The 25,082-nt window shown below is 73.4% G+C and carries 20 protein-coding genes; 3 read left to right on the top strand and 17 right to left on the bottom strand.

Annotated features, from left to right (window positions below; all coding sequences use genetic code 11):
• Nucleotides 1-42 precede the first annotated feature (42 nt).
• Together GA0070562_RS28300 and GA0070562_RS28295 are read left to right on the top strand one after the other, a co-directional pair.
• Nucleotides 43-2,742: an amino acid adenylation domain-containing protein gene (locus GA0070562_RS28300; protein WP_217493446.1), complete on the top strand. Its 2,700-nt coding sequence runs from the start codon at nt 43-45 to the stop codon at nt 2,740-2,742.
• A 71-nt stretch (nt 2,743-2,813) separates the two neighbouring features.
• Nucleotides 2,814-5,252 carry a non-ribosomal peptide synthetase gene (locus GA0070562_RS28295; protein ID WP_091427658.1) on the top strand — a complete coding sequence of 813 codons (2,439 nt, stop codon included), beginning with the start codon at nt 2,814-2,816 and terminating at the stop codon, nt 5,250-5,252.
• 130 nt (nt 5,253-5,382) lie between these two features.
• On the opposite strand, the gene GA0070562_RS28290 is transcribed toward GA0070562_RS28295, so the two are convergent.
• Genes GA0070562_RS28290 through GA0070562_RS28220 form a run of 15 tightly spaced genes read right to left on the bottom strand, consistent with a single transcriptional unit; the run spans nt 5,383 to nt 22,978 of the window.
• Nucleotides 5,383-6,630 (bottom strand): sulfate adenylyltransferase subunit 1, encoded by a 1,248-nt coding sequence (locus GA0070562_RS28290; protein WP_091427656.1) that lies wholly within the window; start codon nt 6,628-6,630, stop codon nt 5,383-5,385.
• Nucleotides 6,630-7,535, bottom strand: a complete 906-nt coding sequence (gene cysD / locus GA0070562_RS28285; protein ID WP_091427653.1) for a sulfate adenylyltransferase subunit CysD — start codon at nt 7,533-7,535, stop codon at nt 6,630-6,632. The genes GA0070562_RS28290 and cysD overlap by 1 nt, the downstream gene beginning before the upstream one ends.
• 12 nt (nt 7,536-7,547) lie before the next feature.
• Nucleotides 7,548-9,797, bottom strand: a complete 2,250-nt coding sequence (locus GA0070562_RS28280; protein WP_091427651.1) for an acyl-CoA dehydrogenase family protein — start codon at nt 9,795-9,797, stop codon at nt 7,548-7,550.
• Between the two features lie 3 nt (nt 9,798-9,800).
• A complete protein-coding gene (locus GA0070562_RS28275; RefSeq protein ID WP_091427649.1) occupies nt 9,801-10,673 on the bottom strand; it encodes a thioesterase domain-containing protein in 873 nt (290 codons plus the stop codon).
• Entirely contained in the window at nt 10,670-13,963 is a 3,294-nt protein-coding gene (locus tag GA0070562_RS28270; protein WP_139135509.1) for a non-ribosomal peptide synthetase, read from the bottom strand. The genes GA0070562_RS28275 and GA0070562_RS28270 overlap by 4 nt, the downstream gene beginning before the upstream one ends.
• Nucleotides 13,960-15,048 (bottom strand): M20/M25/M40 family metallo-hydrolase, encoded by a 1,089-nt coding sequence (locus GA0070562_RS28265; protein ID WP_091427645.1) that lies wholly within the window; start codon nt 15,046-15,048, stop codon nt 13,960-13,962. The genes GA0070562_RS28270 and GA0070562_RS28265 overlap by 4 nt, the downstream gene beginning before the upstream one ends.
• Nucleotides 15,048-15,935 carry a [LysW]-aminoadipate kinase gene (locus GA0070562_RS28260; protein ID WP_091427642.1) on the bottom strand — a complete coding sequence of 296 codons (888 nt, stop codon included), beginning with the start codon at nt 15,933-15,935 and terminating at the stop codon, nt 15,048-15,050. The genes GA0070562_RS28265 and GA0070562_RS28260 overlap by 1 nt, the downstream gene beginning before the upstream one ends.
• 52 nt (nt 15,936-15,987) lie before the next feature.
• A complete protein-coding gene (gene argC, locus GA0070562_RS28255) occupies nt 15,988-17,013 on the bottom strand; it encodes an N-acetyl-gamma-glutamyl-phosphate reductase (RefSeq protein WP_091427639.1) in 1,026 nt (341 codons plus the stop codon).
• The gene (locus GA0070562_RS28250) at nt 17,010-17,903 is read right to left on the bottom strand and encodes a RimK family alpha-L-glutamate ligase (protein ID WP_091427637.1); all 894 of its coding nucleotides are present in this window, start codon (nt 17,901-17,903) and stop codon (nt 17,010-17,012) included. The genes argC and GA0070562_RS28250 overlap by 4 nt, the downstream gene beginning before the upstream one ends.
• A complete protein-coding gene (locus GA0070562_RS28245; RefSeq protein WP_091427634.1) occupies nt 17,900-18,064 on the bottom strand; it encodes a lysine biosynthesis protein LysW in 165 nt (54 codons plus the stop codon). The genes GA0070562_RS28250 and GA0070562_RS28245 overlap by 4 nt, the downstream gene beginning before the upstream one ends.
• On the bottom strand, nt 18,061-19,095 hold the full coding sequence (locus GA0070562_RS28240; protein WP_091427631.1) for a transketolase family protein: 1,035 nt from the start codon (nt 19,093-19,095) through the stop codon (nt 18,061-18,063). Before GA0070562_RS28240 ends, GA0070562_RS28245 begins: the two co-directional genes overlap by 4 nt.
• Complete coding sequence (locus GA0070562_RS28235; protein ID WP_091427629.1) at nt 19,088-19,960, bottom strand: transketolase; 873 nt, start codon at nt 19,958-19,960, stop codon at nt 19,088-19,090. The genes GA0070562_RS28240 and GA0070562_RS28235 overlap by 8 nt, the downstream gene beginning before the upstream one ends.
• Nucleotides 19,957-21,249 carry a DegT/DnrJ/EryC1/StrS family aminotransferase gene (locus GA0070562_RS28230; RefSeq protein ID WP_208577584.1) on the bottom strand — a complete coding sequence of 431 codons (1,293 nt, stop codon included), beginning with the start codon at nt 21,247-21,249 and terminating at the stop codon, nt 19,957-19,959. The genes GA0070562_RS28235 and GA0070562_RS28230 overlap by 4 nt, the downstream gene beginning before the upstream one ends.
• A gap of 35 nt (nt 21,250-21,284) precedes the next feature.
• Nucleotides 21,285-22,394, bottom strand: coding sequence for a BtrH N-terminal domain-containing protein (locus GA0070562_RS28225; RefSeq protein WP_091427627.1), 1,110 nt, complete (start codon nt 22,392-22,394; stop codon nt 21,285-21,287).
• Nucleotides 22,391-22,978 carry a hypothetical protein gene (locus GA0070562_RS28220; RefSeq protein WP_091427625.1) on the bottom strand — a complete coding sequence of 196 codons (588 nt, stop codon included), beginning with the start codon at nt 22,976-22,978 and terminating at the stop codon, nt 22,391-22,393. The genes GA0070562_RS28225 and GA0070562_RS28220 overlap by 4 nt, the downstream gene beginning before the upstream one ends.
• Nucleotides 22,979-23,279: 301 nt before the next feature.
• Here GA0070562_RS28220 and GA0070562_RS28215 point away from each other — a divergent pair, with 301 nt between their 5' ends.
• On the top strand, nt 23,280-24,017 hold the full coding sequence (locus tag GA0070562_RS28215; protein ID WP_091427623.1) for a sulfotransferase-like domain-containing protein: 738 nt from the start codon (nt 23,280-23,282) through the stop codon (nt 24,015-24,017).
• 7 nt (nt 24,018-24,024) lie between these two features.
• Here GA0070562_RS28215 and GA0070562_RS28210 read toward each other — a convergent pair whose 3' ends face one another.
• Nucleotides 24,025-24,600, bottom strand: a complete 576-nt coding sequence (locus GA0070562_RS28210) for a GNAT family N-acetyltransferase (RefSeq protein ID WP_091427620.1) — start codon at nt 24,598-24,600, stop codon at nt 24,025-24,027.
• Nucleotides 24,597-24,980, bottom strand: coding sequence for a VOC family protein (locus tag GA0070562_RS28205; RefSeq protein WP_091427617.1), 384 nt, complete (start codon nt 24,978-24,980; stop codon nt 24,597-24,599). Before GA0070562_RS28205 ends, GA0070562_RS28210 begins: the two co-directional genes overlap by 4 nt.
• Nucleotides 24,981-25,082 lie beyond the last annotated feature (102 nt).

The raw sequence follows: 25,082 nt of genomic DNA, 5'->3' as shown, positions 1-25,082 counted from the left end.
GAGTACTCGACGGAGTTGTTCGGGGAGGGTCGGGTTCGGCGGTTGGTCGCTCATCTGGGTCGGGTGCTGGCCGCTGCGGTAGCTGATCCGGGGCTGCCGGTGAGTCGGCTGCCGTTGCTGGACGAGGAGGAACAGCGGCTGCTGGACTCGTTCAACGACACGGCGGTGGACTACGGACCCGCGGCGTGTCTGCACGAGACGATCAGCCGGCAGGCCGCCCGCACTCCCGACGCGGTCGCCGTGCGTCACGCCGGCGCCGACCTCACCTACGCGCAACTGGACCGACGCGCCAACCAACTCGCCCGGCACCTCATCGACCTCGGCGCCGGACCCGACCGGCTCGTCGGCATCTGCGCCCAGCGCAGCACCGAACTCGTCGTGGCCCTACTGGCCACCCTCAAAGCCGGCGCCGCCTACGTCCCCCTGGACCCCGACCACCCCCGCGAACGCCTGCGCTACCTCATCGACGACACCGACGTGCCCGTCGTGCTCACCCAGCACCACCTCACCGACCGGCTCCCCGACACCACCACCCACCTGGCCCTGGACACCGACTGGCCCACCGTCGCCACCCACCCCGACACCCCACCCGAAACCACGGTCACCCCCGACAACCTGGCCTACGTCATCTACACCTCCGGCTCCACCGGCAAACCCAAAGGCGTCATGGTCGAACACCGCGCCATCGACAACCGCCTGCGCTGGATGCAACACACCTACCCACTGCACGCCCACGACGCCGTCCTGCAGAAAACCCCCTACACCTTCGACGTCTCCGTCTGGGAGTTCTTCTGGCCCCTCATGGTCGGCGCCCGCCTCGTCCTCGCCCGACCCGAAGGACACCGCGACAACGCCTACCTCACCCACACCATCACCAGCGAGAACATCACCACCGTCCACTTCGTCCCCGCCATGCTCCGCCACTTCCTCAACCACCTCGACACCACCACCGCACCCACCACACTCACCCGCGTCTTCTGCAGCGGCGAAGCCCTCACCGCCGACCTCCGCGACCGCTTCTTCACCCACCTCGACGCCGAACTCCACAACCTCTACGGCCCCACCGAAGCCGCCGTCGACGTCACCTACTGGCAATGCCACCCCCACCACACCGACCCCACCATCCCCATCGGCCGACCCATCGCCAACACCCAATGCCACGTCCTCGACCCCCACCACCAACCCACCCCCATCGGCATCCCCGGCGAACTCCACCTCGCCGGCACCTGCCTCGCCCGCGGCTACCACCACCGCGACGACCTCACCCACCACACCTTCATCACCCACCCCACCACCGGCCAACGCCTCTACCGCACCGGCGACATCGCCACCTGGAACCCCGACGGCACCCTCGAATACCTCGGCCGCAACGACCACCAAGTCAAAATCAACGGCCAACGCATCGAACTCGGCGAAATCGAAAACACCCTCACCACCCACCCCCACATCACCCACGCCATCGCCGGCACCCACCAACCCGACCCCCACACCACCCCCCACCTCATCGCCTGGATCACCACCGACCACCCCCACCCCGACCAACTCACCACCGACCTACGCACCTGGCTCACCGACCACCTCCCCCTACACCTCATCCCCGCCACCATCACCCCCATCACCCACCTCCCCCTCACCACCAGCGGAAAAATCGACCGCAAACAACTCCCCCTCCCCACCCACACCCCCACCCACCACCGACCCCACACCCCCACCGAACACACCCTCGCCACCATCTGGACCACCCTCACCAACAACCCCAACCCCCAACCCCACGACAACTTCTTCACCACCGGCGGCAACAGCCTCCACGCCATCCAACTCATCACCCACATCCACAACCACTTCCACATCACCCTCCCCCTGCGCACCCTCTACACCCACCCCACCCTCACCACCATGGCCACCACCATCGACACCGTCCGCGCCGGCGGCGCGGATCGGGCGACGGCCTCGTCGCTGGTGCCGCTGCGTGCCGAGGGGAGCCGGACACCACTGCACCTGGTGCACCCGGTCGGCGGCTCGGTCGTGCCGTACCTCCCACTGGTCGCGCTGCTCCCCACCGACCTGCCGGTGTGGGGTTTCGAGGCCGCGGGGCTGCACGACGGCGAGCCGTGCACGGACCTGCCGGAGATGGCGGCCCGGTACGTCGCGGAACTGCGCCGCCGCCAGCCGCACGGGCCGTACCGGCTCGGTGGCTGGTCGTTCGGCGGGATGGTCGCCTACGAGATGGCCCGCCGGCTGACCCGGGACGGCGAGCGGGTGGAGCTGCTGCTGCTGATGGACACCTCGTCCCCGGCCGGGGACGGCCCGCTGCCGGACGACACCGACCTGTTGATCGACTTCGCCGAGGACGTCGCGGCGCTCCAGGACGCCGACGTGCCGGCGCTGGACCGCGACCGGCTCGCCGAGCTGCCGCCCGAGGAGCGGACCGCGGCCGTCCTGGCCGCGCTCCGCGAGCGAGGGCTCGTGCCGGCCGAGGCGGTCGACGAGATGGCCCGGCGCAGCGCGGTGTTCCGGGCCAACGCGCTGGCGTTCCGCCGCTACCGCCCGGCGCCGTACGACGGGGTGGTGTCGCTGCTGACCGCGGAGGGGTCGGGCGACCACCACGCGCGTCGGTGGATCGAGGCGAACCTCGCCCGGGTCGAGCACCGGCGGGTGCCGGGTACGCACTACAGCATGCTGCGGGAACCGCACCTGACCGGCGTCGCATCGACAATTGCCGATCTGAATCACGGGTGCTGAGAAGAGACCCCGTCCGTCCCCGCCCGGTGCCGGCGATGCCGGCACCGGGCTGTCGACCAAGGAGCGTCACGGTGCGCACTACCGATGCACGGCCCACCCCGGCCGCCCCCGTCCGCGCGGCAGGCCCGGCCACCGGGAACTTCGCCCGGCCACTGCCGCCGGCCACGGTCCGGGCGCTGCGCGACGCGGCCACGGCCGCCGCCGCCGGCGAGGACGAGGTACTCGCCGCCGCGACCGCGATCGTCCAGTTCGCCCTGCGGCACCCGGGCGAACTGGTCCTGAGCGGGCCGGCCGGCCGGCGAACCGTCCCGGTCGACCTCGCGGAGCCGCCGACCGTGCCGGACCTGCTCGACCGGATCCGCGCCGCGGCCGTCGACACCCCGGACGGCGCCCCGGCGCCGGACCCCCTGGTGTGCTGGTCCCCCGCACCGGCCGGGGACGGCCCCGTCCGCGCCGGCACGGCCGCCGCGCTGCGGATCGCCGGGCGTCCCGCCACCGCCGTGCACGTCCACGCCGAGGACCTGGACCGCCGGGCCGCGGAGCTGTTCGCGCAGCGACTGCACACCGTGCTGACGCGCATCCCCGATGCCGTCGCCGCCGGGCGACCGGTCACGCACGTCGTCGGCGACGAGGAGCTGGCGTGGATCCGCCGCCGGCTCACCGGCGACCGGCTGGACGACCCGCCGGCCGAGCCCTGCCACCTGGCGGTCCTGCGGCACGGCGCGGAGAACCCGGACGCCCGCGCGATCGTCGACGGCCCGGCCGTCCGCACCTACGGCGCGCTCCGCGCCGACATGCTCCGGTACGCGGCGGCGCTGCGCGGCCACCTCCCGGCCGCGGCGACGCAGCCGATCGTGGGCGTGCTCGCGGACGACCTGACGTCGTTCCTGACCGGTGCGCTGGCCGCGATGACCGCCGGCGCGGCCTTCCTGCCCCTCGACCCGGCCCTGCCGCCGGAGCGGATCCGCACGCTCGTGCACCGGGCCGGCGCGAGCGTCGTGCTGACCGGGCCGGGAACGGACCGGTCGGCGCTGACCGACGTGCCTGTCCTGCCGCTCGACGCCCCGGCGCCGCCCGGTCCGTCGCCGGTTCCCGCCGGGGGCCCCGGCGACCTGGCGTACGTGCTGTTCACCTCCGGCTCCACCGGGACGCCGAAGGCCGTGGCGGTGGAGCACGGGCAACTGTCGGCGTACGCCCGTTCCGTCGCCGCGCTGCTCTCCCTCGGCCCCGGCGTCACCACCGCCAGCCCGGCCGGCATCGGCGCCGACCTCGGCTACACCGCCACGTTCCCCACCCTGGCCCACGGCGGCACTGTCGCGGCCGTCCCGGCGGACGCCCGTCTCGACGCGGGCCGGTTCGCCGCCCACCTGCGCGCGGCCGGAGTCGACCTGGTCAAGATGGCCCCGTCCCACCTGGCGGCGCTGCTCGCCGACCCGCAGGGGCCCGGCTGCCTCCCGGCCCGCACGCTGGTGCTCGGCGGGGAACGGCTCGACCCCGCGCTGCTGGAGCGGCTCCGCGCCCTCCGTCCCGAGCTGCGGGTCTACAACCACTACGGGCCGACGGAGACGACGGTCGGCGCGTTCGCCGGTGCCGCACCCGCCCGGCCGGGACGGGACGTCTCCCTCGGTGCGCCGCTGTCACACGTGTGGGCCGAGCTGCGCGACCCGGACGGCGGCCCCACTCCGGTCGGCGTTCCCGGCCGGTTGTTCATCGGGGGCGCCGGGGTGGCCCGCGGCTATCTCGGCGACGACGAGCAGACCGGGCAGCGCTTCCAGTCGGTGGCCCATCCGCCCGGCCGGCCGGATCTCACCGGAGGGCGGGTCTACGACACCGGCGACGTCTGTGTCCTGACCCCCGCCGGTGACCTGGTCTTCGTCGGCCGCGCCGACGACCAGGTCAAGATCCGCAGCTTCCGGGTGGAGCCGCGCGAGGTGGAGCGGACCCTGCTCGATCAGCCCGGCGTACGCCAGGCGTGCGTGCTCGCCGAGGAGCGTCACGGCGAGTCGGTGCTCGTCGGGTACGTGGTGCACGACGGGCAGCCGGACCCGGCGGCGCTGGTCGACCGGCTGCGTACGCAGCTCCCCGAGGCGTGGGTGCCGGCCCGGCTGGTGCCCGTCGCGGAGCTGCCGCTGCTGCCCAACGGCAAGGTCGACCGGGCCCGGTTGCGCGCGACGGGGACGGACACACCGGCCGATGCCGGTACGGCCGCACCGGCGCCGGCCGACGACGTGACGGCCGTGCTCGCCATGGTCTGGGCCGACCTGCTCGGCGTCGCCCGGGTCGACGCCGACGCCAACGTCTTCGACCTGGGCGCGCACTCGCTCACCGTGACCCGGGCGATGGGTGTGCTCCGGGACCTGCTCCGGATCGACGTGGACACGGCGCTGTTCTTCAGCCGGCCGACCGTGCGGCTGTTCGCCGAGGCGTTGCTGGCCGGCCCGGCCGCGGACCGGCTGCGCCGTCGTGCCACGGTCGTCCGTGAGGTTCTGGAGCTGGCCGACGCCGCCTGAGCACCACCCCACCGGCCCCCGCACGGAGCACCGTGCGGGGGCCGGCGTCGCACCGGGAACACCGGCACGGCGGCGCACGCACGACGACGGCCGGTGTCCGGGGACACCGGCCGTCGTCGGGCCGGGCGGATCAGCCGGAGGCGCGGACCATGCCCGCGCCCACCGTCCGCTTGGAGACCGGGTCGATGAGGATGAACGAGCCGGTGGAGCGGTTGAGCCGGTAGTCGTCGCACATCAGCGGCTGGGTGGTCCGCAGGCCGATCCGGCCGATGCCGTTGAACCCCAGCTCGTCGGTGTCGTGCCGGTGCAGCGTGTTCACGTCGATGCCGTACCGCAGCGAGGTGACGATCGACGGAACCACCCGGGTGGTGTGCTTGACCAGCAGCCGGGAACCGGCGGTGAGCCGCGCGGTGTCCATCCAGCACACCACGGCGCCCAGGTCCTGGGTGGCGCGCGGCTGGTTGTTGGGGCGGGCGAGCAGGTCGCCTCGGGACACGTCGATGTCGTCGGCCAGTCGTACGGTCACCGACATCGGCGCGAACGCCTCCTCCACCGGCCCGAGCGGACCGTCGATCGCGGTGACCCGGCTGGTCATCCCGCTGGGCAGCGCGACCACCTCGTCACCGACCCGGACCACACCCGCGGCCACCTGCCCCGCGTAGCCGCGGTAGTCGTGGTGCTCGTCGGTGCGCGGGCGGATCACGTACTGCACCGGGAGCCGCAGGTCGACCAGGTTCTGGTCGGACGCGACGTGCACCTCCTCCAGGTGGTGCAGCAGCGGCGGGCCCTCGTACCACGGCATCCGCGCGGACCGGTGCACGACGTTGTCACCGCGCAGCGCGGACATCGGGATGGCTGTCACGTCCGGGATGCGCAGCCGGGTGGCGAACTCGGTGAACTCGTCCCGGATCCGCCGGTACACGGCCTCGTCGTAGTCCACCAGGTCCATCTTGTTGACCGCCAGCACCAGGTGCGGCACGCCGAGCAGCGAGCACAGGAACGCGTGCCGGCGGCTCTGCTCGGTCAGCCCGACCCGCGCGTCGACGAGCACCACGGCCAGGTTGGCGGTGGAGGCGCCGGTGACCATGTTCCGGGTGTACTGCACGTGCCCCGGCGTGTCGGCGATGATGAACTTGCGGCGGGCGGTGGCGAAGTAGCGGTAGGCGACGTCGATGGTGATGCCCTGCTCGCGTTCGGCGCGCAGGCCGTCGGTGAGCAGCGCGAGGTTCACCTCGTCCGCGCCCATCCGCTCGCTGGTCTGCTCGACGGCGTCGAGCTGGTCCTCGGGCACGGCGCTGGTGTCGTAGAGCAACCGTCCGATCAGTGTGCTCTTGCCGTCGTCGACCGAGCCGGCGGTGGCGATCCGGAGCAGGTCCATCAGAAATACCCTTCCCTCTTGCGGTCCTCCATGGCGCTCTCGTTGACCCGGTCGTCGGCCCGGGTGGCCCCGCGTTCGGTGAGCCGGCTCGCGGCCACCTCACGCAGCACCTCCTCGACGGTGGTGGCCGTCGAACTCACCGCGCCGGTGCAGCTCATGTCGCCCACCGTGCGGAACCGGACCTGCTCCTCCGCGCTGCTCTCCCCGTCCCGCATCGGCAGGTACGGGCCGACCGAGAAGATCATCCCGTCCCGGCGGAACACCTCCCGCTTGTGCGCGAAGTAGATCGAGGGGACCTCGATGCGGCGCTCGGCGATGTACTGCCACACGTCCAGTTCGGTCCAGTTGGACAGCGGGAACACCCGCAGGTGCTCCCCCGGCCGCAGCAGTCCGTTGTAGAGGTTCCACAGTTCCGGCCGCTGGTTCTTCGGATCCCACTGGCCGAACTCGTCCCGGAAGGACAGCACCCGCTCCTTGGCCCGGGCCTTCTCCTCGTCGCGACGGGCACCGCCGAACAGCGCGTCGAAACGGTGCCGGGTGACGGCCTCCAGCAGCGCCGGGGTCTGCAGGCGGTTGCGGGACGGCTCCCCGGGCGGCTCGACGATCCGCCCGTCGGCGATCATCTCCGGCACCGAGGACACGACCAGACGCAGCCGCCACTCCTCGACCAGGCGGTCGCGGAAGGCCAGCACCTCCGGGAAGTTGTGCCCGGTGTCCACGTGCAGCACCGGGAACGGCACCGGCGCGGGCCAGAACGCGAGCCGGGCCAGATGCAGCATGACGATGGAGTCCTTGCCGCCGGAGAACATCAGCGCGGGCCGGTCGGCCTCCGCCGCCACCTCACGCAGCACGTGCAGCGCCTCGGCCTCCAGCGCCTCCAGATGGGAAAGTCGGTACACGGACATCGGTTCACCTCGTCAATCCGCGCCCGCGCCGGGCGCTGCGTCGGCGGCGGCGCCGCCACTGTCATCTCGCCGGGAACGCGCCACCGCCCGGGCGCCGAGCTCGTGCCAGAGCGCCGCCGGACGGCCCAGGCGTACCGCCTCGGACCGGCCCAGCAGGTAGTAGGGCGCGACCCGGAGCTGCGGCGTGAGACCACGGGCGCCGCACACGTGCATGGCCAGCCGGGTCACCTCCAACGTCGTCTCCGCGGCCAGGGCCAGCGCCCGGGTGCCGGCCACGCCGAACGGACGGTCCGCGTCGGCCAGCTCCGCCGCCCGTTCCACGAGCAGCCGCAGCGCGGCCACCTCCGCGTACGCGGTGGCCAGCGCGAACTCCACGCTCTGGAAGTCGCGCAGCCGCCGCCCGAACTGTTCCCGGGCGCCGGTGTGCCGCACCGCCTCGCCCAACGCTCCCTGCGCCAGCCCGAGCAGCAGGGCGGCCTGGCGGATGCGGGCCCGCCCGACGACGCCCTCCGGACAGTCGTCGAGGGCCACGTCCCGGCAGAGCACCCGCTCACCCGGGATGCGCGCCCCGGCCGCGTCCGTGACGCCCGGGATCTCGGCCGACGGCACGGTGCTGCCGGCCGGCAGCAGCGCCAGCGCCGTGCCGCCCTCGACGGCGACCGGCAGCAGCACTGCCACGTCCGTGCCGTCGACGGGCATCGCACCCGACGCCTTCCACGCCCCGTCGCCGTCCGGGACCGCCGTCACCGACACCCGGTCGAAACCCCCCATGTCCGCCGGCACCGCGCCGGCGACCAGCTCCGCGAGCAGGTTCTCGGACGCACCGCCGACCAGCGCCGCGTCGATCGCCGCCGCCACCGCCGGGTACGGCGTGACGGCTGCCGCCCGTCCGAGTTCCTCGGCGACCACCACCGCCGCGCCGAGTCCCAGCTCCATACCGCCGGCCGCAACCGGCACGTCCAGCGTGCACGCCCCGCCCCGCCGTACGGCGTCCCACGCGGCCTGCGGGTCCGCGCCCGCCGCGTCCACCGGCACCCGGGCGAGCCGGCCGCGCATCACCTGCCGCAGCCGGTCCCGCATCGGGTCGGAGGAGCCACCGGCGGCCGGGTCCGGGTCGTCCAGCGCGAGGTTCGCGATGATCTGGAGCATCACCTCCGAGGCGCCGGCGGAGAAGGTCAGGCCCGGCGCCTCCCGGTACGCCGCCTCCAGCACGTCCGCCCGCCGCCGCCCCAGCACCGCCGGGTGGTAGCCGAGCCCGTGCACGCCGACCGCCCAGCCGGCCACCTCCTGGGCCAGCTCGCTGCTGTACAGCTTCGCCACAGCGGTGGCGGCCTCGTCGGCCGTGTCGGTGGCCTCCAGCCTCGCCAGCACGGACCAGGCCAGCGTCCGGCTGGCCGCGAGCCGGGCGTCGAACCGGCCGGCGTCGACGAGCAGCGCCGCCTCGGCGGGGTCGTCGTCGCGGCCGAGTCCCGTCACCGCGGCCTCGTACCATCGCTCTGCCTTGAGCGTGTAGTCCAGGCCGGTCCGCTCGATCGCCAGCGCCTGCGACAGCAGCGGCCAGCCCTGCCCGACCTCGCCGAGCACCGCCTCCGGCCCGACCCGCACCCCGGTCAGCTCGACCCGGTGGAACTGCTCGTCGGCGATGCTCGGGATCCGGCTGCGCGCCACCCCGTCGGCGTGCAGGTCCACCAGGAACAGGGTGATGCCGTCGTACCGGCCCGCGCCCGATCCGGTACGCGCCGCGCACAGGCCGAGATCGGTGATGTCGCTCTTGAGGCTGAACACCTTGACCCCGTCGAGGCGCCAGCCGTCACCGTCGGGGGTGGCGGTGGTCCGCAGCGCACCCAGGTCGGAGCCCGCCTCCGGCTCGGTGTAGAGGACGCTGGCGAAGCGTTCCCCCCGGGCCATCGCGGGCAGGTGCGCGGCCTTCTGTTCCGGGGTGCCGGCGAGCAGCAGGAACAGCGCGACGATCTGGATGGTGTTGACGTGCAACGTGTCCGGCACGTCGGCGCGTACCAACTCCTCGTAGACGATCGCCGCGGCGCTGTGCCCCAGGCCGTCCCCGCCGTACTCCTCGGGCCAGTTCGGCGCGAGCAGCCGCAGCCGGCCGAGGTGGCGGTAGACCTCCCGGGCGTCCGGCTCCGACTGCCCGCCGGCCCGCAGCGCGGCCAGCTCACGGCGCAGCTCGGGGTCGGCCAGCCGGTCCCGCACGGACCGGCGGAACCGCTCGTGGCCCTCGTCGACGTCGATACTGGTCTCCATCGGTCACTCTCCTCGATCCGCGCGGCGCAACGCTTCCCGCACCACCGCCGCGACCGCGCCGACCGGGCCGGCGCCCAACAGGGTGTAGTGGTCCTCGCCCGGCACCGAGCGGGTCCGCAGATCCGGCGCCACCTGCCGCCAGGCCGGCCCGTGGTCCGGCGACCGGCCGGCCCGGACGTACCAGACCGGACCCTCGTACCGGCCGGGCCGGTGCGCGGCCAACGCCAGCGCGTTGCTGCGGCAGACCCGGTAGCGGGCCTCGATCTCCGCGGCGGTCAGGTCGGCGGTGAGGCCGGCCCGCGCCGCCAGTTCGGCCACGCCCGGTTCGGTCCCGCCGGCCCCGGCCGCCGGCTCGGGTGGCGGCAGGCCGGCGGTGCGGCACAGGTCGTGCAGGAAGAAGCGGCGGATCGCCGCCTCGTCCTCCGGTGGATCCGACCCGGGGTACGCCGTGTCCAGCAGCACCGCCGTCCCGCCGGCCCGGCGGGCCATCTCGTAGGCGACGACGCCGCCGAACGACCAGCCCGCGAAGACCCACCGGCGCTCGGCCAGGTCCAGCGTGGCCAGGTAGCGCTCGGCGAGACCGGCGAGGCGGCCGGCGTCGGGCAGGTCGTCGGCCGGCCGGTCCGCAGCGAAGCCCCACACCGGCTCGTCTCCGCCGAGAGCGGACACGAGCGCCGCGTAACAGAGGACCGCGCCGCCGACCGGATGCACGAGCACCAGGCCGGGGCGGCCGGCGCCGGGCCGCAGCACCGCCGGACCATCCGGCTGCGGCACCGACCGGTGCCGCAGCCGGGCCAGCAGGGCCCGCTTGGCCGGTGAGAGCGTGACGTCCGCCCCCGCCTCGCGCACCGCTCCGGCCGACGGTACGGAGGTCACGACGCCTGCCCCTGCTCGGCGGCGAGCATGGCAGCCGCTTCCTCGTCGCTCATCGACTCGAGCATCCGCAGCAGGTCGTCGTCGTTGAGCTGACCGGCCTGGGCGGTGCGGACCAGCGCGGCGAGTCCCCGTACGGTCGGGGCGCGGAAGAAGTCGGTCAGCCCGACCTCCACCCCGAACTGCCGGCGGATACGCGACACCACCTGCGCGGCGCCGAGGCTGTGCCCGCCCAGGGTGAAGAAGTTCTCCTCCGGGCCCACCTGCTCCAGGCGCAGCACCGGCCCGACCACCTCGCGGGCCAGCGTCTCCTCGGTCTCGTCGGCGTAGCGCACCTCGCCGGTGGCCGCCTGGGTGTTCTCCGGCGCCGGCAGCGCACGCCGGTCGACCTTGCCGCTGGTGGTCAACGGGATGTCGGCGACCCGGACGAAGTAGGCCGGAACCATGTAGGGCGGCAACTGCTCGCCCAGCGCCGCGCGCAGTCGCTCGTCGGCCGGCGGCTCACCGGTCAGGTAGCCGACCAGATGCCGTTCGCCACGGTCGTCCGCCCACGGCTGCACGACTGCCTGCCGCACGCCGGGCACCTGGCTCAGCACGGCCTCGATCTCACCCAGCTCGATCCGCAGCCCGCGGATCTTCACCTGCTGGTCGATCCGGCCGCAGAACACCAGCGCGCCGTCGTGCTGACGGCGGACCAGGTCGCCGGTGCGGTACAGCCGGCCGCCGGGCGCGGTCCCGAACGGGTCGTCGAGGAACTTCTCCGCGCTGAGCTCGGGCCGGTTGAGGTAGCCGCGGGCCAGACCGAGCCCGCCGATCACCAGCTCACCGGGGACGCCGACGGGTACCGGCTCGCCGTGCGGGTCCAGCACGTGCGCCACGTGGTTGGCCATCGGCAGCCCGATCGGGGGCGAGGTGTCCCAGGTGCCGGCGCACTCCTGCACCACCATGGTGACCGTGCACTCGGTCGGGCCGTAGCCGTTGAAGAAGCGCCGGCCCTGGTTCCACCGGTTGACCAGCTCGCCCGGGAACGCCTCGCCGCCGACGAAGGCGATGCGCAGCTTCGGCAGCCGCTCCGGTTCGAGCAGCGCCATCAGCGACGGCGGCAGGTCGATCACGGTGATCTCGGCGCGTTCCAGCAGCGCCTGCAACCTGTCGATCTCCAGCCGGTCCTCGTCCGGCACCACGTAGAGGCGGGCGCCGGTGAGCAGGGCCGCGAACATCTCGAACACCGACACGTCGAAGGTGACAGCGGCGAAGCCGAGCACCCGGTCCTGCGGGGTGAGGTCGAACAGCTCCTGCACCGAGGCGATGAAGTTGGTGACGGCGCGGTGCTCGATGAGCACCCCCTTCGGTGTGCCGGTGCTGCCGGAGGTGTAGAGCGCGTAGGCGAGGTCGTGCGGGGCGGGGGCAACCGCCGCCACCTCCGCCCGGCCGTCCCCGGCCGGGCGGTCGAGGTGCACGACGGCCGGGCCGTCGGCGGGCAGCGCACCGCCCGCTCCGGTGGTGCTGACCACCGCGACGGCCTCGCTGTCGGTCAGGATCGCCGCGATCCGGGCCGCCGGATGTCCGGGGTCCAGCGGCACGTAGCCGGCTCCGCAGCGGAGCACCGCGAGCACCGTGGCGACGAGGTCGGCGCCCCGGGGCAGGCAGATCCCGACCAGGGTGTTCGGCGCGGCGCCGGCAGCGCGCAGCCGGCCCGCGATCTCCTCGGCCCGCCGGTCCAGTTCCGCGTAGCTCAGTTCGGTGTCGCCGACCACCACGGCGACGGCGTCGGGACGCTCGGCCACCTGCCGGGCGAACAGCTCCACCACCGTGGTGTCCGGCCGCTCGCGGCGCGGACCGTCGAACTCGTGCAGGAGCCGTTCCCGCTCCCGCTCGTCCAGCAGCGGAATCTCGGTGACCTTGCGGTCCGGGTCGGCGACCACCGCGGACAGCAGCCGCCCGTAGTGCGCCATCACCTGCTCGATGGACTCCGGATCGAACAGGTCGGTGTTGAACTCGACGTTGAGGTCCAGCCCGCCGTCGCGCTCGAACAGGTTCCAGCTCATGTCGAAGCGGGAGGTGCCGGGGCTGAGCAGGACCCGTTCGGTCTCCAGGCCGGGCAGGGTGACCTCACCCTCGGCGTTCTGGAAGGTGAACGCGATCTGGAAGATCGGCGAGCGGGACGGATCCCGGTCCGGGCGCACCGCCTCGACCAGCTTCTCGAACGGCAGCTCGCCGTGGGCGAACGCCTCCTGCACGGTGGGGGTGACCCGGCCGGCCAGTTCCCGGAAGGTCGGGTCGCCCGCCACGTCGGCGCGCAGCACCAGCATGTTGACGAAGAACCCGACGACCGCCTCCACCTCCGAGTGCTGCCGGTTCGCCGTCGGCGAGCCGATGACCAGGTCGTCCTGGCCGGTGTAGCGGTGCAGCAGGGCGAAGAACGCCGCCACGTAGACGCTGTACGGGGTGGTGCCCAGCGAACGGGCCAGCTGCTGCACCGCGCCGGGGCCGCCCACCGGCAGGAACCGGCGGATGAACGTGCCGCGGTAGGTGGCCTCCGCCGGCCGTGGGCGGTCGGTCGGGAACTCCAGCACCGGCGCCCCGTCGAGGCGCTCCCGCCAGAACCCGGTGAGCCGCTCCAGGTTCTCCTCGCGCAGCCACTCCCGCTGCCACAACGCGTAGTCCGCGTACTGCAACGGCACCGCCTCGAGGTCGGCCCGGTCCCCGTCGACCGCCGCCCGGTAGCACTCGCCCAGTTCGCGGACGAACACACCCAGCGACCACCCGTCGAAGACCACGTGGTGCACGACGAAGACGAACAGGTGGTCGTCGTCGGCGACCCGGATCAGCCGAGCCCGCCACAGCGGCGCGCGTCCCAGGTCGAACGCCTCCCGGGCCAGCGCCCGGGCTGCCTCGACGGCGGCCTCCGCACCGCCGGTGACGTCCTGCACCGGCAGCTCCACCGGCACCTCGGCCGCCACCACCTGCACCGGCCCGTCGTCCCCGTCGGCCATCCGGGCCCGCAGCGACTCGTGCCGGGCCACCACGGTGGCCAGGCCGGTGCGCAGGGCGTCCGCGTCCAGGCGGCCCCGCAGCCGGAAGCAGACCGGCACGTTGTACGTCGGCTGCCCGGGGGCCAGCCGGTCCAGGAACCAGAGCGTCTCCTGGGCGTACGACAGCGGCGAGCTGTCACCGCGCTGGCGTGGCGTGGGACCGGCGGCCGTGTCCGGCTCGTCGTCGCGCAGCAGGGCGAGCAGTTCCGCGCGGCGGTCCGCGGGCAGTCGGGCCAGCCGCTTCATCAAATCGCTCACGATCGGCCTCCAGGGCTGATGGCGGAAGGGAAACCCACAGCTGCCGGCTGGCGGCGGCCGAGGTCGGTCACGGCGCGGCGGAGCACCTCGATGCCGCACCGGTAGTCGTCGATCAGGATGTGCTCGTCGGCGGCGTGGTCGAGGCTGCTGTCGCCGGGCCCGTAGGTGGCCATCGGCACCGGCCAGACCTCGGCCAGGGTGTTCATGTCCGACGTCGCCGTCTTCAGCTTCGGCCGCGGCGTGCCGCCGACCTCGCGGATCGCGGCGGTCAGCGCCCGCACGACCGGGTCACGCCGGTCGCTGCGTACCGCCGAGACGGAGTTGAGCAGTTCGAGGCCGCCGCCGCGGGAGACGCTACGCAGCCGCTCCAGCAGCGCGGCGTCGTCGAACCCCACCGGGGTCCGGTAGCTGAGCTCCAGTGTCGCGTCGGTGGTGTCGCCCGACATCGCCACCAGGGTGACGCCGGGCAGGTCGAACGCGGCGTGGCTGACCTCGGGCCCGGCCGCGGCGACCGCGTCGCGCCAGAACGCGGCGGCGGCCTCGGTGGCCTTCTCCACCGGGTTGCTCGGGTGGGTCGCCGCCCGGTGCACCCGGTACCGCAGGTCCAGCTTGCCCTTGTAGCCGATCACCACGTTCTGCCAGCCGCTCGGCTCGCCCACCACCACCGCGTCCGGGCAGGGCCAGGTGGCGCGCACGTGCATCGCCCCACGCGAGCCGGGGGTCTCCTCCTCCACCACGCCGGCCACCACCAGCCGGCCGGGGAAGTCAGTGGACGCCGCGGCGGTCATCACCATGGCCGCCAGTGGACCCTTGGCGTCCACCGCGCCCCGCCCGATGATCCGGTCGCTCTCCCGGCGGGGCGTCATCGGGTCCGGCACGGTGTCGAGGTGGCTCAGCAGGACCACGGTGGGCCCGTCGCCGGTCCCGGTCACGCCGACCACGTTGCCGACCTCGTCGACGTGCGCGTCCAGGCCCAGCCCGGTCATCGCCTCGGCCAGGAACGCCGACAGCCGGTGCTCGGCGCCGGAGGGGGACGGGATGCGGACCATCTCCTCCAGCAGGTCCACATCGGACGGGGCGCTCATCAGGACACCCTCGCCAGGGACTCCTGCCGGGCCGGCTGGTCCAGGACCGGCTGCTCCAGGGCCACCTGCGTGCCGGTGCCGGACAGCGCCCGACGCACCGGGCCGCGGCAGCGGCCGTCCGCCACCAGCACCCGACGCACGCCCCCGAGCAGGGCCTCGCGGGCGGCGACCAGCTTCAGGGCCATCCCGCCCCGTGCCCACCTGGGCGGCCGGCCGGCCGGCGGCACGTGACAGATCGGCAGCACCGAGTGCTCGTCGCCGGGATCCTGCTGAACACCCGGGGCGCCGGTCAGCAGCACCAGGGACTCGGCATCGAGCGCCGCGGCGACGGCCGCCGCAGCCCGGTCGGCGTCGATGTTCACGATCTCGCCGTCCGGCGTGATCGCCGGCGGGGAGATCACCGGTACCGCACCGGTGTCGAGGAGGGTGCCCAGGAACTCACCGTCCACGGTGTCCACCACGCCGGAGTGGTTGTCGCGGACCAGGACGACCCGGCCGTCGACGACCGCCCGCTGGGCCTTCTTCCGGCGCGCGACCAGCAGGCCCGCGTCGATCCCGGTGAGGCCGACCGCGCGGACCCCCTGCTCGACCAGGCTGCGCACCAGGCGGGGCTTCACCCGGCCGGCCAGGGCGAGCGTGACCACGTCCAGAGTACGCTCGTCGGTGTGCCGGGCGCTCACCCCGTCCGGGGCGACCTGCTTGCGCTGCGGCACGCCGAGCTGCTGCGCCAGGTCCTCGATGTCGGCCGACCCGCCGTGGACCACCACCACCCGCCGGCCCTGCCGGACCAGTTCGGCGACGTCCTCGCACACCGCGGTGGCGTCCACGTCGCCGTTACCGCCGCACTTCACCACCGTGACCGGTGGGCGTCCACTGTTCTGCTTCATCAGATCGTGCCTTCCTCCAGAGACGCTGACGGGGCCGCGTGGGTGAGGTCCGTCAGACCGGGTGCAGACCGGGGAACTCCAGGCCGAGCCGCTCGGGCCAGCCCATCCGTACGTTCAATGACTGCACGGCGTTGCCGGCGCCGCCCTTGACCAGGTTGTCCAGGGCGGACACCGCCAGCAGCCGGCGCGAGTCGGGTTGGAGCGCGAAACCGACGTCGCAGAAGTTCGAGCCGAGCAGGATCTTCGGTTCCGGCAGCCGGTACAGGCCCCGCCGCTGGGCGACCACCCGCACGAACGGCTCCTCGGCGTAGCGGCGCCGGTAGGCGGCCCGCACCTCCTGCTCGGTGATGCCCTCGCGCAGCCGCGTACGGCACACCACCTGTACGCCGCGTACCGCCTCCACGCCGGTCGCGGTCATGGTCGGCCGGACCCCGCACGCCTGGGCGATCTCCGCCTCGTGCCGGTGGCCGGAGGTGGCGAACAGCCGCAACGCGCCGCTGCGCTCGGCGTGCAGGTTGGCCTCGCCGGCGGTGGCGCCCGACCCGCTGGATCCGGTACGGGCGTCCACGTCCACGTCGGGCTCGATGAGCCCTTCGTCCGTCAACGGGGTCAGCGCCAGGATCGCCGCGGCGGCCATGCAACCCGGCACGGCGATCCGGTCCGCGCCGGTGAGCTGCTCGCGGGCCAGCTCCGGGAAACCCGGCACGAACTCGTCGAGCAGTTCCGGGGCCTCGTGGGGCTCACCGTAGTAGCGCCGGAAAACCTCCGCGTCACGCAGCCGGAAGTCGCCGGACAGGTCGATCACCGTCTTGGCCAGCGCGGCCAGCCGCGGCAGCGTCCGCATCGTGGTCCGGTGCGGGGTGGCCAGGAACAGCACGTCGTACTCGGTGAGCTGCTCCTCGGTGCAGAAGGTCAGGTCGGTGACGCCGCGCAGGTTGGGGTGCGGGCCGTCCACCCGCTTACCCGGGAACCGCGAGGAGACCGCGGCGGCCACCTCCACCCGGGGGTGGCCCAGCAGCAGCCGCAGCACCTCCCCGCCGATGTAGCCGGCCGCGCCGACCACCGCTGCCCGGATCATCCGGCACCACCCTTCGTCAGGTCGCGGAACCGTCGCGCCACCAGGTCCGCGATCACTCCCGCCACGTCGACCCGCCCCTGGTGGGCGGCCTGCAACCCGGCGAACTCGACGCCGGCGTTGACCTCCAGCGCGTACATGGCGCCGTCGCGGTCCTCGACCACGTCGACTCCGGCGATGTCCGCGCCGACCGCCTCCGCGGTGGCCACCGCGAGCTTGGCCAGGCGGTCGTCGAGCGGGCACGGCTGTGTGCCCGCGCCCTGGGCCACGTTGGTGCGCCAGTGGGCCGACCGGCGGTACGCCGCCGCGACCGGCTCGCCGCCCACCACCACGACCCGGATGTCGCGGTCCGGCTTGTCGATGAACTCCTGGAGGTAGATCAGATGCGCCTGCGGGGCGGGCAGCGCCGCGCAGTGCTCCAGCACCGCCTGGGCGGCGTCCGGATCCCGCACCAGCGAGACCCGGCGCCCCCAGGAGGAACTCAGCGGCTTGACGACCACCGGATAGCCGAGCCGCTCGATCGCCTCGGCGGCCGCCTCCGGGGTCAGGGCGAGCACCGTGCGCGGCGTCGCCACGCCGGCGCGCTGCAGCGCCAGCGAGGTCAGCCACTTGTCGCCACAGGTGCCGATGGCCGCCGCCGAGTTGATCACCGGTGTGCCGGCAGCCTCCAGGCTCACCGCCGCGTACCGGGCCCGGGTCGCGGAGATCTCCCGGTTGAGGACGAGTGACCACGGCCCGACCGGGGCGCCGACCCCGGCGGACAGGCGACGCGGGTCGACCTGCTCCACCGGGATCCTGCGCTGCTCCAGGGCATCGAGGATGCCCTTCTCCTCGGCCCGTACCCGGGAGGCCAGCACGGCCAGCCGGGCCGGGGCGTCAGTAACGGCGCTCACTCGCCCCAGTCCTCCTCCGGCTCCGGCGCCAGCGCGAAGGTGACCGGGCTGATGCTCAGCACCTCCAGTTCACTGCGGCAGGCGGGGCACTCGACCAGCTCGGACGGACGCAGACCGGCGCCGGTGGGGACGGTGGTGGCGCACTCGGGACACGCGCTCATTGCTCGACCTCTCTTCTGACACGACCCGAACCGTTCGGGTCGACGACTGGGTGCCCTCCCCGGCGGGGGTTCGCCGGCGGGCTGAATCGGGGCAGGTGCTCGCGCACAGCGGCGGCCACCGCCGGGGCGGAGATGCCGTAGTGGTCCAGCAGCGGCTCGTGTCCGCCCACGTACGACGCGAAGGTGTCCGGCATGCCGACCCGCACCACGGGCACGGGGCCGTGCTCGGCGAGCGTCTCGGTGACGGCGCTGCCCAGGCCGCCGCCGCGCCAGTGCTCCTCCACGGTGACCACCAGCCGCGCGTCGGCGGTGGCGGCGCAGAGGCCGGCGACGTCCAAGGGCTTGACCGTGTGCATGTTCAGCACGACCGGCTCGATCCCCTCGGCGGCCAGTTCCTCGGCGGCGGCCAGCGCCGCGCGCACCGGATGCGGTCCGCACGCAACCAGGACCACCTCGTGGCCGGGCCGCAGCATCTGCACCTGCCCGATGACCAGCGGCTCCGCCGTGGGGACGGCGGGCGTGGCCTTGCGGCCGAGCCGCAGGTACAGCGGGCCGGGCAGCCGCGTGGCCTGCTCCATCACGGCCTCGACGGCGGCGGCGTCCGCCGGCACCACCACTGTCATGTTGGGCAGCGCCCGCATGACCGCGAGGTCCTCCAGCGCCTGGTGGGTCGGGCCGAGATGACCCGCGGCGAGCCCGCTGTGGGTGGCCGCGATGCGTACCGGCAGGGCGTTGTAGGCAATATCGATCTTGACGGCCTCGATCGCGCGGGCCGCCGCGAACGCCGCGAACGTGTTCACGTACGGCGTCCAGCCGGCGGCGGCCATACCGGCCGCGACACCCATCAGGTTCTGCTCGGCGATGCCGAGGTTGACGTACCGGTCCGCGGCCGGGCCGAAGTCCACCCCGCCGAACAATCCGGTGTCGGTGTCCAGGCAGATCAGCTTCGCCTGCTCGGCGAGCTGCGCCACCAGCCGGTCCCGGTACGCCTCACGTGTCGCCCGGGCCGGTACCACGGTCGCCTCAGTCATCGCCGTCACCTCGTGCCTGCCGGCGCAGCGCGGCGCTGGCCCGTGCGTGCTGCCGCTCGGTGAACCGGACGTAGTGGCTGGCCACCCGGTCGGCCACGAACGGCACACCGGCGCCCTTCACGGTCCGCGCGATCAGCACGCTCGGCCGCCCCGGCGTCCACGGCGCGGCGCGCAGCGCCGACTGCACCTGGGCCATGTCGTTGCCGTCGACCTCGCGCACCGCCCAGCCGAACGACCGCCACCGATCGGCCAGCGGCTCCAGCGGGCAGATCTGCTCGGTCACGCCGGTGAGCTGGAATCCGTTGCGGTCCACCACGGCGGTGAGCTGGTCCAGGCCCAGACCCGCCGCCCCGGCGGCCGCCTCCCACACCGAGCCCTCCTGCAACTCGCCGTCGCCCAGGGCGACGTACGTCCGCCGAGGACTGCGGTCGAGGCGGGCGGCCAGCGCGAATCCGACGCCCAGGGCCAGCCCGTGTCCGAGCGATCCGGTGGGCATCTCCACGCCCGGCACCGCACACACCGGGTGCGCCATGAGCCGGCTGCCCGGCCGGCCGAAACCGGCCAGCTCGGCGGGGTCGAAGAAGCCCCGCTCGGCCAGCGTCGCATACAGGCCGACGGCGCCGTGGCCCTTGCTGAGGAGGAAGATGTCCCGTTCCGGCGCCTGCGGACGCTCCGGGTCGACGGTCAGCACGTCGAAGTAGAGCGCGGTCAGCACCTCGACCAGCGACAGCGAGCCGCCGAGGTGACCGCCCTCGCCGCCGGTGCAGACGTCCACTATGTGCTGCCGGATGCGCCGGGCGCGTCCGGTCAGCTCCGCCAGGCTCTGCGGCGCACGCGTGGCGGCGGGCTCCAGCACGGCCGTCATGACGCCCTCCCGGCGACCGCGGCCAGCACGTCCCGGTGCTGCCACACCTTCTCGAAGGCGTCGGCGTAGCGCTGGAGCAGGGGTCCGGAGTCCGGGTGCAGGTGGCGCTTCTGCAGGGTGAGCGAGTCGTCGATGATCGCCCGGGCCACCGGGAACCGCTCGTCCGGCCCGGCCGTGCCCTCCGCGGCGGCCCAGGGGTACCCCGAGCCGAAGCCGATCCGGTCGGTGAAGACCTTCTGCTCGGGCAGCGGCACCAACTGGTACTGCGACATCGGTACGCCTTCGGCACGCAGCACGCGACGCAGCGCGTCCCGCAGCGCGGTCGGCGCCACCTCGGGCAGTCCCAGCGCGGCCGGGTCGAACCGGAACCGCAGGATGTGCCAGGCGTGAGTGGCATGCTCCGGCGCGCCCGGCACGGCGATCCCGGGAAGCTCGCGCAACCGGTCCAGGAACCGGGTGACGTTGTCCTGGCGGTGGCGGGCGTAGTCGTCGAAGCGGTCCAACTGGCTGGCGGCGAAGGCCGCCTGGATCGGGTTCAGCTTGGAGTTCCACCCCAGGAAGTAGGAGATGTAGTCGCGCGGCCGGCCGGACTCGATGACCTCGCCGAACTGGCGGCCCATCCGGACCTTCTCGGCCAGGGCCGGGTCGTCGGTGGTCAGCAGGCCGCCCTCGCCGCAGGTCGGCAGGTTCTTGGTGACCTGGAGGCTGAAGGCGGCCACGTCGCCCAGCGAGCCGACCGGCTTGCCCCGGTACAGCGCGCCGTGGGCCTGAGCCGCGTCCTCCAGAATCGCCAGGTCGTGCCGCCGGGCCAGGTCGCCGAGCGCGTCCATGTCCGCCGGCAGCCCGTGCAGGTGGACCACGAGGATCGCCCGGGTACGGCCGGTGATCCGCCGCTCCACGTCCGCCGGGTCGAGGTTGAACGTGACCGGGTCGACGTCGGCGAAGACCGGCACCGCCATCTGGTGCAGGGGTGCCAGCGCCGAGGCGATGAAGCTCAGTGAGGGCACGATCACCTCGTCGCCGGGGCCGATCCCCAGCGCGGCGAGGGCCAGCGACAGTGCCGTGGTGCCGTTCGACACCCCGACGCAGTGGGCGACCCCGGTCCGCTCGGCGAATCGCCGCTCGAGGTCCCGTACCGCCGTCTCGTTCTCGGCGTTGGAGACGAGCTGGCCGCCGTCGAGCACGGTCACGACCGCCTTGCGGTCCTCCTCGGTGATGATGGGCCAGGGCACCTGCCGGATGTCCCGTGGCACAGCCGGAGTACCGCCCAGCATGGCCAGCTTGGTCACGACGATCACTCTCCCGTCTCGGTGGTGGGGGTGGGTCAGAGGCGCCCGACGGCTCGGTCGACCGCCTCCACAGCGCACTGGTACCGCTGCTGGAGCCGCGCTCCGTGGTGTTCGAGGGACTCGGCCGCCGCCTGTGGCGCCGGCCAGCCGTGGGCCGCGGTGACGCGCAGGCCACTCCAGGTGTGTCCGACCGCCTCCACCGCCCGGCCCGCCTCGCGCAGGCAGGGCAGGTCCCGGTCGACGCCGACCGTGCGCAGCAGCTCGCCGTGCAGGCACGCCTGCGCCTGCATCGACCAGCCGAACGGGTACACGTCACGCACCGTCGCGGAGTCGCCGGCGGCAGCCGCGGCGACGACCTCGTCGAGGTAACGGCGGAGCCCGGCCAGACCGGTCCACGCTCCGCCGTCCGACGCCGGCGCGGCGGTGAACCCGTCGACGTTCGCGCGGAGCGCCGCCCGCAGGCCGTCACGGTCCAAGGGCCGCGAGTCGCCGATCTCGACCCGCAGGTAGCGCCGGTCGATGCGGGTGGCGCTGAAGAAGGCGTCCTGGTCGTCCGCCGGATTCACCGAGCCCCAGGCGGCGAGGAAGTCCTCGGCGCGGATGGGGCCGGTGAACGCCGGGGGTTGCGCGTCGGAGACCAGCACCAGGTCGCGGGCCAGGTCCACGCCGTACACCACGACCAGATGCGCCGCGTGTACGTCGTGGTACGCCGGCCGGAACGGCAGGTGGAAGTTGTCCACCGCGGCGATCGGTAGCCGTCCGGCGGCGATCTCGTCCGCCAGTTCGGACAGCGGGTCCCGGTCGGCGGCCGGCGTCGTCCACCGCGACCGCACGTGGTGGTGCGGGGCGATGCTGCGGCCGAGGTCTTCGGGATGGCGGCTGGGGTGGTAGAACTCCTCGGTCCGCACGTCACCGGGGAGGTGCCGGAACTCCCAGCCGGCGCCCAGCACCTCCAGCGGGTCGCCGCCGGCCGCGTCGACCACCGCGGCGAACGTCGTCTGCAGACAGCTCAGCGGGTCGCGGTACCACAGCAGCGGGCGCCGCAGCGCCTGCACCGGCCGCCGCCCGGCCCGGTCGGCCGACTCGGTCGCGCCGGGGCGCACGGCCGGCTCCGCGCCCTCGGTGGTGATCGCGGTGGCCGTCATCGGTTCGCCTCCTCGACCGGGCCGACCAGGGTGGCCGCGAAGACGTGCACCGCGATGTTGTGCGGCAGCCGGACCGCCGTGAGGTCGGCGCGACGCACCACCGGCACCCGCTGGCACCACATCGCGGCGGGCACGCCGAACTGCACGTGGTGCGGGTAGTGCATGAGCGGCGACTCGAAGGCGCGGGTCTCACCGAACGTCGCGGGCGCCGCCCAGAAGTCCGAGACCCGCAGCGGCTCGAAGTCCACCGCGCCGTGCGCGAAGTGCAGCGCCATCTCGTCCTCGACCCGGCGCTCCGCCGAGGCGAGCAGGTACAGCCAGTCGTAGCGGCCCGGGGCCACGCGTACGAACTGCCCGTCGCACCGCACGTTGTCCGGCGTGCCGGTGCCCAGCGGGGGCAGCTGGAACGGAACTCCGTCCACGACCACCTGGCTGCCCGCCGACGGCAGATGCTCGGCGGCGAAGGAGTTCCCCCAGACGTTGAACCGGCCGGCGCTCGTGTCCTCCGCACGGGAGGCGCCGACATTGTTGAAGTGTGACGCCAGATCCAATACGTGGGCGGCGATGGTCGCTGATGTCGGCACCCGCTGCTCCTTCCGCGAGAGGGCTTGTCGAGCCGGAACCCACATCCGAAGCTACGGCCGCCGCGACGTGTGAACAGCCGCGACAGAACGACATACAAGTCGCTGTCAGAGGGAGTTTGGAGCGCCTGGCTACGTCTCGCGCACACGCCGGTAAGCGAAACTGGTAAATGGACCCGGAATATGGATTCCGAGCGCGCGTGCGCCTCGTGAGGGAAGTAGGTTCGACCCTGATCCGACCGGGGACGACGGCGGCGCCCGCCAGCCGGGGACCGGTCACCACGAGCCGGGGAGGACCGCGCCGATGGGCTCTACCAGCAGATACGCGTCCGAGCGGATGATGCTCACCATGTGGAGCGCGCCTCGCAGCCGTTCCACCGCGTTCGAACGGATGATGATGGAGAGGGGCGACTTCACCGTCCTGCACGAGCCGTTCTCACACGTCATGGACTTCGGTTCGGCAACCGTGCTGGACCGTCAGGTGACGAGCGAGAAGGAATTGCTGTCCACCTTGAAGGAATTGCCGGGGCGGGTTTTCTTCAAGGACACAACCGATTTCCACTACCCCGAACTACTGAACGACAAACCTTTCCTCCGCGACGGAGTCCACACGTTCATCATCCGGGACCCGCGGGAGGTGATCGAGTCCCACGCCCACCTGAACCCGGCGGTGTCCCGGGACGACATCGGCTTCGCGCGGCTGCACGAGATCTACGACGCGGTCGCCGAGGCGACCGGCGAGGCGCCCGTCGTCATCGACTCCGACGACCTGATCGACCGGCCGGCCGACACCGTGGCCGCGTACTGCGCGCGGGTCGGCATTCCCTTCGACGCCGACGCGCTGCGCTGGCAGCCGGGGACGCCACGGCAGTGGCAGCGCACCGAGCGCTGGCACGAGGCCGCCGCCGCCAGCAGCGGGTTCTCCCGCCCGCCACGGCAGTACGCGCGCACCGTCGACAACGACGCGCAGTTGGCCGAATACCACCGCTACCACCAGCCGTACCACCAGAAGCTCTGGGAGCAGCGGCTGCGCCTGGCGTGACGGGGCGTCAGCCCACCTCGCGGCGGTAGACGGCGCGGCGTTCGTCCACCCGGCGCACCTGCGTGAAGCCGCACCTCTCGAACAGCGAGGCGGTGCCCATGTAGTGCGAGCCGTCGTCGCCGCACACCGGGTAGCCCTCCACCACCGTGGCGCCCTGCTGCCCGGCGTACGTCACCGCACCGTCCAGCAGGGCCGCCGCGAGTCCTTCGCCCCGGTGCTCCCGGGCCAGGAAGAAGCAGACCACCGACCACACCGGGGTCTCGTCGGTCCGGCGGTACTTCGGCGAGCGCTCCAGCGAGCCGTACTCCTCGCGCGGCGCCACCGAGCACCACCCCACCGGCTCGTCGTCCCGGTAGCCGAGTACGCCCGGCACCACGCCGGACCGCACCAGCTCGCGCAGCGCACGCCGGTTACCGGGACTGCGGTTCGCCTCGAACTCGCTGCGACGCAGCCGCCAGAACATGCACCAGCAGCCGTTGGCGGCGCCCCGGTCGCCGAACAGGCGCAGCAGGTCCGGCCAGCGCTCCTCGGTCAGAGGGTGGCACGCCAGCTCTTCCCTGCGCGCGCCCTTCGCCCGGCTCACGACGTCACCGGCTCCACCTTGCCGTCCAGCAGGCAGAACTCGTTACCCTCCGGGTCGGCGAGCACGTGCCAGGTCTCCTCGCCGGTCTGCCCCACGTCGACCGGACGGGCACCCAGTTCGCGGAGCCGTTCGAGCTCGGCCGCCTGGTCCTGGTCGGTGGCGCTCACGTCGATGTGCAGCCGCAGCTTCTCCCGCTTGGGGTTGTCGGTGCGGTTGAACACGATCGTGGGCTGCGCCCCGCCGAACCCCTCACCGGGGCCGATCTCCACGCTGTCCTCTTCGTGCGTCAACACGGTGAAGCCCAGCACGCCGCACCAGAAGGTGGCGAGTCGGTGCGGGTCATGCGCGTCGAGCACGAGTTCGCTGATTCTGCACGCCATGCCCGGCCCGTACCCCGCCGGGGCGGACAACACACCTGCGGTTCCCCCGGTAGCTCGGAGAGACCTCGGCCCCCACCCCGACCCCGCCAGGGCCGCCGACGG

It is taken from the genome of Micromonospora tulbaghiae (genome assembly GCF_900091605.1).
GTDB lineage: Bacteria > Actinomycetota > Actinomycetes > Mycobacteriales > Micromonosporaceae > Micromonospora > Micromonospora tulbaghiae.
This window is presented reverse-complemented; position numbering and strand designations above follow the sequence as displayed.

Excerpts from the sequence above, each read along its gene's own strand:
- GA0070562_RS28290 (WP_091427656.1), bottom strand. The coding sequence starts at position 6,630 with ATGGACCTGCTCCGGATCGCCACCGCCGGCTCGGTCGACGACGGCAAG.
- cysD (WP_091427653.1), bottom strand. The coding sequence starts at position 7,535 with ATGTCCGTGTACCGACTTTCCCATCTGGAGGCGCTGGAGGCCGAGGCG.
- GA0070562_RS28280 (WP_091427651.1), bottom strand. The coding sequence starts at position 9,797 with ATGGAGACCAGTATCGACGTCGACGAGGGCCACGAGCGGTTCCGCCGG.
- GA0070562_RS28265 (WP_091427645.1), bottom strand. The coding sequence starts at position 15,048 with ATGAGCGCCCCGTCCGATGTGGACCTGCTGGAGGAGATGGTCCGCATC.
- GA0070562_RS28260 (WP_091427642.1), bottom strand. The coding sequence starts at position 15,935 with ATGAAGCAGAACAGTGGACGCCCACCGGTCACGGTGGTGAAGTGCGGC.
- argC (WP_091427639.1), bottom strand. The coding sequence starts at position 17,013 with ATGATCCGGGCAGCGGTGGTCGGCGCGGCCGGCTACATCGGCGGGGAG.
- GA0070562_RS28245 (WP_091427634.1), bottom strand. The coding sequence starts at position 18,064 with ATGAGCGCGTGTCCCGAGTGCGCCACCACCGTCCCCACCGGCGCCGGT.
- GA0070562_RS28240 (WP_091427631.1), bottom strand. The coding sequence starts at position 19,095 with ATGACTGAGGCGACCGTGGTACCGGCCCGGGCGACACGTGAGGCGTAC.
- GA0070562_RS28235 (WP_091427629.1), bottom strand. The coding sequence starts at position 19,960 with ATGACGGCCGTGCTGGAGCCCGCCGCCACGCGTGCGCCGCAGAGCCTG.
- GA0070562_RS28225 (WP_091427627.1), bottom strand. The coding sequence starts at position 22,394 with ATGACGGCCACCGCGATCACCACCGAGGGCGCGGAGCCGGCCGTGCGC.
- GA0070562_RS28215 (WP_091427623.1), top strand. The coding sequence starts at position 23,280 with ATGGGCTCTACCAGCAGATACGCGTCCGAGCGGATGATGCTCACCATG.
- GA0070562_RS28205 (WP_091427617.1), bottom strand. The coding sequence starts at position 24,980 with ATGGCGTGCAGAATCAGCGAACTCGTGCTCGACGCGCATGACCCGCAC.